Source organism: Lachnospiraceae bacterium JLR.KK008 (assembly GCA_037015955.1).
Lineage (GTDB): Bacteria > Bacillota > Clostridia > Lachnospirales > Lachnospiraceae > VSOB01.
This window is the reverse complement of the sequence record CP143548.1, coordinates 784985-798286: the sequence shown is the minus strand read 5'-3', so window position 1 is coordinate 798286 and position 13302 is coordinate 784985. Positions and strand designations below refer to the sequence as shown.

General features: G+C 49.5%; 11 protein-coding genes. 3 read left to right on the top strand and 8 right to left on the bottom strand.

The genetic code is table 11. The features are described 5' to 3' along the window. Window positions 1-21: 21 nt before the first annotated feature. Together V1224_04020 and V1224_04015 are read left to right on the top strand one after the other, a co-directional pair. Window positions 22-1011, top strand: coding sequence for a hypothetical protein (locus V1224_04020; protein WWR16625.1), 990 nt, complete (start codon window positions 22-24; stop codon window positions 1009-1011). Continuing rightward, window positions 987-1901, top strand: coding sequence for a hypothetical protein (locus tag V1224_04015; GenBank protein ID WWR16624.1), 915 nt, complete (start codon window positions 987-989; stop codon window positions 1899-1901). Before V1224_04020 ends, V1224_04015 begins: the two co-directional genes overlap by 25 nt. Before the next feature lie 55 nt (window positions 1902-1956). On the opposite strand, the gene raiA is transcribed toward V1224_04015, so the two are convergent. The 3 genes from raiA to trxB form a co-directional block, all read right to left on the bottom strand. Further along, complete coding sequence (gene raiA, locus V1224_04010; protein WWR16623.1) at window positions 1957-2484, bottom strand: ribosome-associated translation inhibitor RaiA; 528 nt, start codon at window positions 2482-2484, stop codon at window positions 1957-1959. 557 nt (window positions 2485-3041) lie between these two features. Further along, window positions 3042-4430, bottom strand: coding sequence for a C40 family peptidase (locus tag V1224_04005; GenBank protein WWR16622.1), 1389 nt, complete (start codon window positions 4428-4430; stop codon window positions 3042-3044). A gap of 235 nt (window positions 4431-4665) precedes the next feature. Beyond that, window positions 4666-5589, bottom strand: a complete 924-nt coding sequence (trxB, locus tag V1224_04000) for a thioredoxin-disulfide reductase (GenBank protein ID WWR16621.1) — start codon at window positions 5587-5589, stop codon at window positions 4666-4668. Between the two features lie 146 nt (window positions 5590-5735). Here trxB and V1224_03995 point away from each other — a divergent pair, with 146 nt between their 5' ends. Next, the gene (locus V1224_03995) at window positions 5736-6464 is read left to right on the top strand and encodes an SDR family NAD(P)-dependent oxidoreductase (protein ID WWR16620.1); all 729 of its coding nucleotides are present in this window, start codon (window positions 5736-5738) and stop codon (window positions 6462-6464) included. 111 nt (window positions 6465-6575) lie between these two features. Here the strand turns inward: V1224_03995 and V1224_03990 are convergent, their stop codons facing one another. The 5 genes from V1224_03990 to V1224_03970 all read right to left on the bottom strand — a co-directional run bounded on the left by V1224_03990 (window position 6576) and on the right by V1224_03970 (window position 13184). Beyond that, window positions 6576-7388 (bottom strand): mechanosensitive ion channel family protein, encoded by an 813-nt coding sequence (locus tag V1224_03990; GenBank protein ID WWR16619.1) that lies wholly within the window; start codon window positions 7386-7388, stop codon window positions 6576-6578. A 21-nt stretch (window positions 7389-7409) separates the two neighbouring features. Then, window positions 7410-8765 (bottom strand): MATE family efflux transporter, encoded by a 1356-nt coding sequence (locus tag V1224_03985; protein ID WWR16618.1) that lies wholly within the window; start codon window positions 8763-8765, stop codon window positions 7410-7412. After that, window positions 8762-10090, bottom strand: coding sequence for an MATE family efflux transporter (locus tag V1224_03980; protein ID WWR17419.1), 1329 nt, complete (start codon window positions 10088-10090; stop codon window positions 8762-8764). The genes V1224_03985 and V1224_03980 overlap by 4 nt, the downstream gene beginning before the upstream one ends. 117 nt (window positions 10091-10207) lie before the next feature. After that, a complete protein-coding gene (locus tag V1224_03975) occupies window positions 10208-11830 on the bottom strand; it encodes a bifunctional UDP-sugar hydrolase/5'-nucleotidase (protein ID WWR16617.1) in 1623 nt (540 codons plus the stop codon). Window positions 11831-11978: 148 nt separating this feature from the next. Then, window positions 11979-13184, bottom strand: a complete 1206-nt coding sequence (locus V1224_03970; protein ID WWR16616.1) for a dicarboxylate/amino acid:cation symporter — start codon at window positions 13182-13184, stop codon at window positions 11979-11981. Window positions 13185-13302 lie beyond the last annotated feature (118 nt).

Genomic DNA, 13302 nt, shown 5'->3' with positions numbered 1-13302 from the left:
AAGCATACGAAAGGAATCGATATGGACGAAAGAGAAATCATGCAGCAAAATATCCCCGGACCGGGACAGAAAAACAAAGAAAACATCCTGCCCGTCGCCATCGCACTGGCGTCGGCGATCGGTCTGACAATTATCGCGCTTATGTGCGGTATCGCCTGGTTTTTGATCCGGATGCTGCCCGGGCAGGGCTGTGAGGATTATACCATACGGCAGGAATTATTTTATGAGATGTATACGGAGGAATACCCCTATTGGGAGACTGTCACTGTGGAATATCCACAGATCGAGGGCATTGACCCCGCCGTGCAGGAATCCCTGAACACACTGCTCTATGATACGGCAATGGACAGAGTGAATTACTGGCATCTGCATCCTTCCAAAGAAGTCCGGGCATATCAGGACGAAGACTACCAGATATTCGCCAGCGATGTAAGCTGCGATGCAACGTTCCACAGCCAGTATCTGCTGAGTATCAATTACCAGGAGCTCTACTGCGCAGGCAATCCTGTTTATCTCACCAAATATACACAGCGTACACTTAACCTCGATCTGACGACAGGAGAAACCTACGAGTTATCGGATATTTTCCGGATCGACGAAGATTTTATCAGACTGTGGCAGCGAAAAGCAGACCCTTCCTACGGGCTGTCCGCTTCTGATGATGAGAGTACACGCATCCTTCTCTCATGGTTTCTCAATGAAGACGAGGAACTGCAGGAGTTCTATGAATTCCGGCCATTTTTCTATGTGACAGAAAATAATGATTTCGTCATCGGTATCTCTCTCGACCCTACGATTGAACAGATCATGTTCAGCGGGCCTCAGGAAAATTCAACCTTCCGCGCCTTTATCAATGTCCGTGATCTGGAACCCTGGCGGACAGACAGCAAATTCTGGCAGCAATATGAAAAATCGGAAAGTACAGGAACTGTGATCCCCTGTGAGGAGCGGGAGACAAATCTATGGCTTGGCAAGGAGGCATCAATATGGATGTATTACGAAGAATACTGATCTTGACGGGAGGCTGTCTGCTCTTATCGGCCGGCTTATCCCGCATGGAAACACAGGCGAAAGAACCGGCAGAGCCGGTCAGCCCGATCATCTATAAGACGACGCCGCATACGGATACTGTCATACCGATCACAGAAGTCGGCGGCCGCAAAGGGTATCTTGAGAAGGTCAATGAGAATTCCTATCTGCAGACACCGGCCTACAGTTTCGACTGTCCGGCCGGAAACTGGTATTACGGACTTTGGGAACAGGATGATGTCTGGGCCAACGCTGTCGTTTATCAGAGCGAGCTGTGCGACATCGCCTGTCTCATCCAGGACAAGGAGGCCGATATTGTACATACAACTGAGGACTGGGAGACTTGCCAGCAGACGATCCGGGATTATGTGGATACCAATTATGGGGACCGTGTATCGGAACTTACCTTCTCACACTATCAGGTACATGGCGAAGATCTCTATCTCTACTCATTCCTGTATGAAATGCCTCTTGCGGACTATGGCGCGGATGACAGTCTCACATACCGCGTCGCTATGGGACTGCGCCTGACAGAGCATATCCAGGCACAGTTTATGGCCTTCTCCTTCCCGGACATCTATCCGACAGATTATGACCTGGAAGGCGCCGTACGCTATCTGACCGCCAGTTTTGAAGAAAAAGCGGAATGTTATGAAGCAGGAGACTATTCCATCAATGAGAATGAAAATATGCAGATCTCCCCTTCCGTTTCCTGGAAAGCCAGGGGACTGTTTAACCCCTTCGCCTGGATCGCTGCCTGCGCAGACGGCGCGGCCCGGGAAGTATTCGGCCCTCTGGAAAGTGACATGAACAAAAAACAGCAGCTTCTGGAACGGCTGCATACATTTCCAATCCGGCCGGTAGGTCCATAAGCTGCTGTGCTTTTCCTTTCATCTGCTGCTATCTGTCATTTTAATACGGTTTATTTCAGATTTCCGGTTCGATCAGGCCATAGGTGTTGCCCTTTCTCTTGTAGACGACATTGACCTGTTCTGTCTCCGCATTGTAAAATACATAGAAATTATGTCCGAGCAATTCCATCTGCACGCAGGCATCTTCCGGATACATGGGCTTAATATCAAACTTCTTCGTACGGATGATCTTCACTTCCTCTTCATCCATAAAGTCCTTCTCAATGTACTCCTGCTTGAAAAAGCTGGATGCCTGCTTCTGGTCCACCAGCTTATTTTTATACTTCTTTAACTGCCTCTCAATGACCTCTTCCACCAGATCAATCGACACATACATATCGCTGCTGACCTGCTCGGAACGGATAATATTTCCTTTCACAGGAATCGTCACTTCTATCTTCTGCCTGTCCTTCTCCACGCTGAGTGTAACCTGCGCTTCCGTCTCCGGTGTGAAATATTTCTCTAATTTTCCGATTTTATCCTCTACAGCCGTTTTCAGGCCTTCTGTCACCTCAATATTTTTTCCGCTGATAATCATTCTCATGGTGTCGTCCCCCTTTATCGTTTTTCTTTGCGGTTTCCGATCGTTATAACAGTTATATTTTACCAAACGGAAGCGTTCTTTGCAATACTTGACAGAATTATCTGTCTATTTAGTGAAATATTCTCACACTTTGTTTTTTCCTACCGTTCGACATATTTCTTGTTTTTATGACATATATACAAAACATTCGTTTCTATTTTTATACAGGCAGGGAACTTTGTCTCCGCTCTTCTTTGTGGATAATGTGGACAATTCGGTGTATAAGTCGTTTTCCCGCATTTTGCGCGATTTAAATTGTGGATAACTTTTCAGGCAATCTTTATGATTTCAAGCTGGTTCGGATAATTGTTTCCGATCTTTGTGCATTTCGCACATTTCTCTCTATGTCAAGCAAATTTTATATATTTTATAATTTCTGAAAGTTCCCAGACGGATGAGCTTTTCCGCTTCCCGTCAAAAATGCCCCGGAACACAATGTCCGGGGCATTTCACACTTATTTTTTCCTGTCTGATATTGATCTGCTCATTGTCTGGTTGCATTTCTCTGCGGCTTCGTATTAGAAAATTCTTCTTACCGCAAGCACGTTACGATAATTTGCGTTAGAGACGATGATTCCTGTCTTGCTCGTACTTGCATGAACGATCTGTCCGTTGCCCGCATAGATGCCGACATGGCCTGAATAGCATACGAGGTCGCCTGGCTGTGCATTTTCAAGGCCTCCCACATCATAACCCTGACTTCTGTCAGCAGATGAAGAATGAGGGAGAGAGACCCCAAAGTTCTTGTATACGCTCATAACAAATCCTGAACAGTCAGCTCCGTTCGTCAGGCTGGTGCCTCCATACACATAAGGGTTGCCGACAAACTGCATTGCATAATCAACGACTGCATTTCCAAGTCCGCTTCCACCGCTTGCAGGAGCCGGTGCCGGTTTTGCCGCCTGCTGTTCCTGAGAGCCGCCGTTATTGTTCTTCTGTGCCGCAGCCGCTTCCTTTGCTGCTCTGTCTTTGGCCACCTTTTCCTCGGCTTTCCTTGCCGCCTCTTTGGCCGCCTGCTTCGCTTCCTCTTCCTTCCGTAATCTTGCTTCCTCTTCTTCTTTCGACTCTGCTTTCACGAAGTCGGTACGAAGTGATACATATTCGGAAGATACAAATCCGTATCCTTCTTCAATATCTACCTTTACCCATCCGTCCAGCTCTTCGATTACGGACAGTTCCTCGTCGATCGGGACAAGTCCGAGAACCGGTGCGTCCATACCTTCGGATTCTCTTACTTTCAGCGTGGTCGTCGTAACCGTTGCCACTCTTGTTCCCACTTCTTTGGCAAGCGCTACCGCCTCCTCACCGGTCACACAGTACTCGGCTTTGACATAACCTGTCACATTTCCAGAAGTGATCTTATACCAGCCGTTGTTTTCAAAAATAAAGTTTCCCACGGACTTGTCATAGAGCTTGCCCACGATCTCTCCGTCTTCACTCGGTACGCTTCTTACATTTACATAATCGTTTACTTTCGCAATCACAAGTTTGGAAAACTCTTTCTCTTCTTCTGCTTTTTCCTCTTCCCTGTCATGCTCCTGATCGTCTTCCTGCTCCTCCTTATTCTGCTGTTTATCTACGGAAACAGCAGCAGTTTCCACAGGTTTGATCTCTTCATCACTGTCTTTTACGCCTATATCCCGTTTCAAAGATTTGGTGGAGTTTTCCTCTTTTTCTTCCTTCTTTTCTTTATTCTCCTTCTCTTTCTCTCTTTCTTTATTATCTGTCTTGCTCTTGGTAGACGCTCTCACTTCCTCCTGGGCACTTCCCTCTTCCATCGTCAGGGTAAGCCCTGCGGCCGGGAGAAGAGAAGAAACTCCGGTAGCGTCCACGCTTACTGAGATACTGCCGACAGCGATCACACCAACCAAAGCATATGCAGCAAATTTCATATTATTATGTTTCATATTGTCCTCCAAACATTAAGTCGTTTCCGTAAGCCACTTTCTGTTTACTGTTTCCAATATATTAAATTTGTTACGAAATTGTTAAGTTCTTACATAAATATAACACCTGCATATGTATTTGTCAACACCCGAACATATGACCTCCCAGGCAGGCGCGGAACAGACAATACCCGCTTATTCAGCATAACAAAAAAATGCGGCCTGTAAAAGCCGCATTTTTCAAAATGTTACATATTCATGAATAAAGATTTTTCTCCAGAAAATATTCCTGTACGCTGGCAACCGCGTTGGCGCCGTCCGCTGCCGCTGTCACCACCTGCCGCAGCTTCTTCGTCCTGATGTCTCCCGCCGCAAAGATACCATCAATATTCGTGCGGCAGTCCTCCCCCGCCGCCAGATAACCATTGTCATCCGTCTCCACGAGAGAGGCAAATGTTGCCGACTGCGGCCGTATCCCCACGGCAATGAAAACGCCGTCCACGGAAAGCATCTGTTCTTCCCCTGTCTTTTGATTGGCAACACAGATCCCTTCCACCTGATCCGTGCCTGTGATCTTTACGATCGTGCTGTCCCAGACCATCTCTATATTTTCCACAGAGAACAGCCTTTGCTGGAGAATCTTCGCCGCCCGTAGTTCATCTCTCCTGTGAATCACATATACTTTTTTACAAAATGATGACAAATATATGGCATCCTCAGCCGCCACATCACCGCCGCCCACGACTGCCGTCACTCTGTTCCTGAAAAATGCACCGTCACAGGTCGCACAATATGAGACGCCTTTCCCAACCAGCGCGTTCTCACCGTCCACTCCCAGTCTGGCATGCGTCGCGCCTGCTGCAATGATGACTGCCTTGGCCTCATAGACACCATTCTCCGTCACCACTTCCCGCACCTCTCCGTTTAACCGGATCTGAGAGACTTCATCTGTCACAAACTCCGCCTCCATCGCTTCCGCATGTTCTCTGAACTTGATCCCCAGATCAAATCCGTTGACCCCCTGCAGTCCCGGGTAATTATCCACTTCGTACGTGTTGATAATCTGTCCCCCGCTCATCGCTGCTTTTTCAATAACGATCACCGACATCCCCGCACGTCTGGCATAAATCGCCGCAGTCAGTCCCGCCGGTCCCGAACCGATAATCACTACATCTACCATTTCATATTCCTCCTGCTTTGTTTATCTTCCGCCTGAATTTCATAATAATACGAGAAAAAACCGGAAAACAGGCTTGCTTTTTGTAAATTTGTTCCCTACTATATTAACATAATTCACTTAAATTAAAATCAGGAAAAGGAGCTCCTATGAATCGTCAACCAAAAACCGCGCTGATCACCGGCGCATCCCGCGGAATCGGCTGTGCCTGCGCCAAAGCCTTTGCCGCAGCGGGGTATGATCTGTATCTGACCTGCCTGCATACACACGAGAGGCTGTTGTCCCTGAAAGAAGAATTGGAGTCTTCTCTCTCCGTCAAATGCCATACCTTTGTCTGCGATGCCGGCGACTATCCATCCGTCACCGAGCTGTTCTCCCACATAGAACAGCTCGACGTCCTCGTCAACAATGCGGGCATCTCCTACCTTGGCCTGATCCAGGACATGTCCGTCTCTGACTGGAACAAGATCCTCTCCATCAATCTCAGCTCCTGCTTTTACACGGTCAAATGTGCCGTCCCGCTGATGCTGAGAGCAGGGCAGGGCCGCATCATCAACGTATCTTCCGTATGGGGCAGCGCAGGCGCCTCCACAGAGGCCGCCTATTCCGCAGCCAAGGGCGGCGTCAATGCCCTGACCAAAGCGCTGGCCAAAGAACTGGCGCCCAGCAATATCCAGGTGAACGCCGCCGCTTTCGGACTGATCGACACCGATATGAACCGCGGATTCACAGTGCAAGAGCTGAATACCTTGCAGGAAGAAGTCCCGGCCGGGCGCATGGGAAGCTGTGAGGAAGCCGCCTCCCTGATCCTTCAGCTCGCGCAGGCACCTGCCTATCTGACAGGACAGATTGTCACCATGGACGGCGGCTGGCTCTGACCGGCCCCGGTGACACAGACACGCCAGCGACCGTCTCTGCCTCGTCATCTGACGTAAAGCACGCCTGCTGCCGTCTACTCCGCATCTGACGCAAGGTATGCCTGCTGCCGTTTACTCCGCATCTGATACGGGTACGCCTTCCGGCTGCGCCTCACAACGCACTGTGACCGTCTGATAAGGAATCTCGATCCCATGTTCCCGGAATTGTTCAACGATACGAATGCGGATGTCACTGCACGCCTGAAAGCTGTCATCAAGATTTTTCGTCCAGACAGTCGTCTTTAAAATCACGCCATCGGCTGCATATCCTTTGACAAACACTTTATTCTCCACAGTGTTCAGTGTCAGTTCATGCTCTATGCAAATCGTCTGCATGATTTTCATTGCCTTGTGCAGATCCGCATCATAAGAGATCACAACTTCCATGAAATTACCGATATTATCCGTAAAATTCGTGTTCGTGATGACCGCAGCGTCCATGACAGAATTGGGGACAATACAGCTCTCCCCGTTAAACTGGCTGATGACCGTATGCCGCAGCGTGATGTTCTTTACATGCCCTTCGGCAATCACACTGCCGCCGGAGACGACCTTTATCTTATCTTCCACGTCATAAGGCTTGGAGAATGACAGTGAAAACCCGCTGATCACATTCGACAACGCCTGCTGTGCGGCAAAAGTGGCGATCGCAATGATAAGCGAACCACTTTGCAACAGATGGGTGCTCAGCTCCTTTGTCACCTCAAACTGCTGTGCGAGAATATAAATTGTCACAACATAGATCAGCACATCCAGGATGCTTCTGAAAAAGATCAGATGGACAAGTTTCTTTCCTTTTGACACAAAACGGAATACAAGGTTTACGAGCTGGCTGAGCGCCAGTCCTGAGGCGATAAATACCGCGATTTTTAATATACTGTCCATATGGCTCCTTTCTTATTTTATTTATTGTGATGATTCCTTCATCTCCTGCAGCACGCCGACTCCGAGAAAGACTGACAAGATCAGGGCGCAGACGTCGGCGACCGCCTGACACATCTGCACTCCCGTCAGCCCGAACAGGCCCGGCAGAATAACAATCAGCGGCAGGAAAAAAAGCCCCTGCCGCCCGGCGGCCACAATAGAGGCCCTGGCAGATCTGCCGATCGCCTGCAGCATCATATTGCACATCACGATCCATGCTCCCAGCGGAAACGTCAGTATCTGCATCCTCAGCGCCAGTGTCCCGATCTCTATCACTTCCAGGTCCTCTTTCCGAAACAGAGAGACGATCCATCGCGCGCCCAGAAACCCCGGCACAGCAGCCAGGACAAGGAAGACAGCCGCATTTTTCACACAGAAAAAATAGGCGTCCCGTACCCGCTTCACCTTTCCTGCCCCGTAATTCATCCCACAGACAGGCTGAAATCCCTGTCCGAAACCGATCAGCGCCGAATTGGCAAACATCGTGATCCGGTTGACAATGGACATCCCTGCGATGGCCGCATCACCATATACCCCTGCCGCCTGATTGAGACAGGCCACAGAGATACTGGCCAGCCCCTGCCTGCACAGTGACGGCAGCCCGCCGCGCAGGATCTCTCCGATATGATAACGATCGGCACTGAACTTGCACAGATGGATCACAATATTGCCGCCGCGGCGGCTGCCGGCCCACAAAAGACAAAAACTGATGATCTGGCTGGCAACAGTGGCCACCGCCGCCCCCATGACGCCCATATGAAACTGAAAGATCAGCAGCGGGTCCAGGGCAATATTAATGGCCGCTCCTGTCACGATCCCGACCATGGCATAAGCCGCGCTTCCCTGGTAGCGGAGCTGATTGTTCAGGACCAGCGAGGAAGTCATAAACGGAGCGCCAAGCAGAATCACTTTCAGATAATCTTTCGTATAAGGCAGGATGGTCGGCGTCGCTCCAAGCAGATAAGAAAGCGGTTCCAAAAACAAAAATCCCACCCCTGCTACCAGGATTCCGCACAGAAATGCACACACAAACCCCGTGGACGCCATGACTGACGCCGCTTCGTACTCTCCGGCTCCCATCTTCCTGGAGATGTAATTCCCGGACCCATGACCGAAAAAAAATCCAAGCGCCTGAATAAATGCCATCGCCGAAAACACAACGCCCACCGCCGCCGTGGCGCTCGTGCTCAGTTTCCCGACAAAATACGTGTCCGCCATATTATAGAAAGACGTGACAAGCATACTGATAATCGTCGGTACGGCCAGTTTGCAGACCAACTTCTCAACAGGAGCCGTCGTCATGTATTTTACCCGTTCTTCCTGTTCCTTTTCGTTCATTGCCTGCTCCCTCTTCTGCGCATATACAAAATCCCTGTCATATCAGCAAGAAACCAGCCAATCGGAATCGCAATCCAGATACCAAGCACACCGATCTGCGGAATTGGCGCCAGGGCATAGGCCAGCACCACTCTCGTCCCCAGCGAGATGACCGTCAGCACAAGCGAGATCCCCGGCCGGTTCATTCCCCGATAGTAACCATATAATAAAAACAATACGCCGATCCCGCAGTAAAAAATACCTTCAATCCGCAAATATCCCGCACCAATGCGGATAATCTCCCCGTCTGTCGGGGACACAAATATCATCATCAACTGTTCCGCAAACAAAAACACAAAAAATGAAATGGCGATGCAAAACAGCAGAGAAACTTTAACGGCGCCCTTTGTCCCTTCTCTGACTCTGTCCTTTTTACCCGCTCCATAATTTTGAGAGATAAACAGAGAAAAGGCATTGCCAAACTCCTGTGCCGGCATATAGGCAAAGGTGTCAATCTTCACCCCCGCCGCAAAAGCCGCCATCACCGCCGGCCCGAAACTGTTGACAAGCCCCTGCACCATAAGAATACCGAAATTCATCACTGACTGCTGAACGGATGCCGACACAGAAAAATGGACGATCTCCCTGATGTTCTCTTTCGCAAAGCAGACATCCTCTCTGTGTATGCGCAGAGCAGGCTCCCGCCACCACGTATACACACCAATCCCTACGCCGGACACGGCCTGCGAGATCACGGTGGCAATGGCCGCCCCGCCGATCCCCCAGTGAAAGCCAAGCACAAAGAGCAAGTCCAGCGCCACATTCAGAGCCGCCGTCCCTCCCAGAAAATATAAAGGTACAACGGAATTGCCGACAGCCCTCAGAAGATACGCAAAATAATTATACAGGAACACGAAACAGATCCCCCAAAATACGATACCCGTATACTCTTCCATCATGCCCAAAAGCTCCTCCGGTATCTGCAGCAGCCACAAAATCTGTTTCATAAATACCATAACAAGTGTATTTAAAAGTACAGCCATCCCGCCAATCCAGATGAAGGCGATACAAATGCAGTCTTTCATCCGGCGCTCCGCTTTCTTTCCAAAATAATAAGAAAACGCCGCTCCACTTCCCATGCAGAGTCCAATCAGGATGGAAGTCAGAAATGTCATCAATGTATAAGCGCTTCCCACCGCCGCCAACGCATCTGGTCCCAGAGCACGCCCTACGATCAATGTGTCGGCAATATTATAAAGCTGCTGCAACATATTGCCCATAATCATCGGCCCTGCAAACAGCAGCATTGTCTTAATAACCTTACCTTCTGTCAGGTCTTTCTTCACTGTCTTTCCCACGATTCAATAACATCCTTTATTTTGCTAAAATCGAGCAATGCCTGACTCAGACACTGCCCGATTTCAACTTATCTTTCGCAATTCAAAAAATATTAAATCAACATTCTATTTAATTACAATGTTCCCTTTGGGAACCGCATACGCCTCGCCGATCAGACCATCCATAGAATCCACATAGGAGATCAGCCCTTCCGCATCAATAACACCCGTATCAATTACTTCCTCGGCCTGCGTAAAGACATAATAAGTGTCCCCGCCGGCAGCCATAAAGTTATTGACTGCGATATAGTAGCTGTCTGTGAGACTGAATGCTCTGTCGCCAACCTTATGAATTGTCACACGGCTGCCCGGCACTGCCGGTGCATAATAAGTAGAATCCGGATATTGGGCGCCCTGTACAAAAGGCACCGTCGTATCAATCGTAAATTCAATGCCGGAAACCTGCGGGAATCCTCCCAGAGCAGACGGACATGCGAAGCAGGAGGCTTCCAGCGCTTCCAGAAGCTGCGCTCCCGTCACTTTCACCACGCTGACAGAATTTCCAAATGGAAATACTGTATACAAGGTGTTCATACTGATCGGTCCTGCCGGAATACTGGCACGCACACCGCCGCCATTCTGGATGGCGCCGTCAATGGTAATCTCATTCCCAAAATATTGCTGCGCCGCATAGCGGTAAGCATCGGCCGCAAAATCACCAAGATTCGTCTCCTGTGTACGCACTCCAGGCTCCTTCTCACCGTTCAGATCTACCGCCGTCGTTGCAAACAGACCCGAATACGCTGTTTCGACAATTTCCTGATGTGCCTTGACAAAAGAGTCCACGGCAGCATCATAACCGCCCTGATAATCTTTGACACTCACAAGAGAAGCCGTCTCTTCCTCTCCGTCATACACAACGACACCGATGTTTTCCAAATAGCTGCCCGTGCTGGTGATCAATGTATCGTTGATCGTAATGCCGCCATCCATCTCTGTATGACTGTGTCCGTCTATGAACAGATCGATCCCTGTCGTATTCGCCGACAGGTCTGTGGAACGTCTGCCTGCACTCTCATCATCAATACCGAGATGCCCGACACAGATAATGTAATTACAACCCTGTGCCTTCAGTTCATCAACCTGTGCCTGGGCACAGGCATATAATTCCTGTCCGTCCAGGATCGTGATGTCCTTAACATTTTTAGGGCTTGCCTTTGTCTGCGCTTCCGCCGTATCCAGACCAAATACTCCTACTTTTTTGTCTCCAAACTCAAAGATCTGGTTGTCTCCGAAATACGGTTCTCCCGTCTTCTTGTCTAAGATATTGGCCGCCAGTATCGGAAAGTCCGCATACCCTGCCATCACCTGCAGCGCCTCAAATCCATAGTCAAATTCATGATTACCCAGAGTAACCGCATCATATCCTGCAGCGTTCATAAAAAGAACCGCCGATGCTCCCTCATAATAGCTGACAAGCGTCGTGCCCTGCGAAAAATCCCCCGCATCAAGCAGAAGCACATCGGCGCCTTTTGATTCATAATAGTCTTTCAGACTTGCCACCGCTGCCATACCAAGCTGTTTTTCTTCCACGGTATCAAAACGCCCATGAATATCATTGGTATGTATCACTACCAGATCGCCCTCATGGGATTTTTCGGCAGCGTTGGCCACAGGCGCCGACCCTGTGCTGACCATCATGATCGTTGCCATCATGACGACCAACAATCGTTTCCATAGTTTCTTCATTAGGATCCCTCCCTCATTCGTACATCAGATGCCGGAAGTCGAAATGACCGGCTGTTTTTTGCTACACTTTCATTTTACGGGCGCTCTCGGTGCCTGTCAAGCACGACCGCATCCGGATTCCCGCCTGCCTCTGCCTTGCATCTGTGTCTCAGGTCTGCCGGTTGATCCTCATGTCAGACTCCGTGACCTTGATCCCCCGCCTCTGCACATAACCGGTCAGCATCATCGTCAGCGCGCCGTCCCCGGTCACGTTGCAGGCTGTACCGAAGCTGTCCTGAAGTGCAAAAATCGTCAGCATCAGCGCCGTCCCCATACCGTCAAATTGTAAAACGCCCGTGATCAGACCAAGCGACGCCATAACGGTTCCTCCCGGAACCCCCGGCGCGCCTACCGCAAATACCCCAAGCAGCACACAGAACAGTACCATTGTGCTCACAGGCGGAATACTTCCGTATAAGATCTTGGAAATCGTCATCACGAAGAAGACTTCCGTCAGTACCGAGCCACACAGATGAATGTTGGCAAATAGCGGAATGCCGAAATCTATCATATCATCCCGAAGTACATTTCCCGCCTTTTTCGCGCAGCGGAGCGCCACAGCCAGCGTTGCCGCAGATGACATCGTACCAACGGCCGTGAGATAGGCGGGCCCATAATTTTTCAGCACTTCCAAAGGGCTTTTTCCCGAATAGATTCCGCCAATGAGATATAACAGAGCCAGCCAGATATAGTGTCCTGCCATCACAATCAATACGACTTCAATAAATACCGGAAGCTGTACCGTGATCGTTCCCTCATAGGCAAGGGCACAGAACGTAAAGGCAATATAAACCGGCAAAAGCGGAATCACAACCTTTGTCACCACACTGAGTACAATCTTCTGAAACTCGTCAAGCAGTTTTGTAAATACTTCTGCCCTCGTCCATGTCACCGCCAGACCGAGCAGCAGCGAAAGTACGAGCGCACTCATTACAGGCATGATCTGCGGAATGTCCAGCTGGAACAAAACTCCCGGCAGCTCTTTCAATCCCTCAACCTCCGTCACAATAGACAGATGCGGAATCAGGCCATAGCCGGCCAGCATGGAAAACAACGCCGCGCCCAGAGAAGAAACGTAGGCGATCCCTACCGCCACCCCCAGCAGCCTGGTGGCATTCTGCCCCAGTTTCGTAATCGACGGCGCAATAAAGCCGATAATGATCAGCGGTACACAGAACAAAATCATCTGGTTCAGGATATACTTGATCGAAACGACAACGAGCATCACCGATTCATTGGCCGCCAGACCGGCGATAATGCCCAAAACAACACCAATCAGCAGTCTGACCGGCAAACTTGATATGATTTTTTTCATCCTTTTCTCCCTATGTCATATAAATTTTTTATTATTATACTCTATTTTAAAGGAAATAGCGATATGCAGTTCCTGTAATCCGGGAATCTTCCCAATATCACAGAGAAAGGGCACGGAA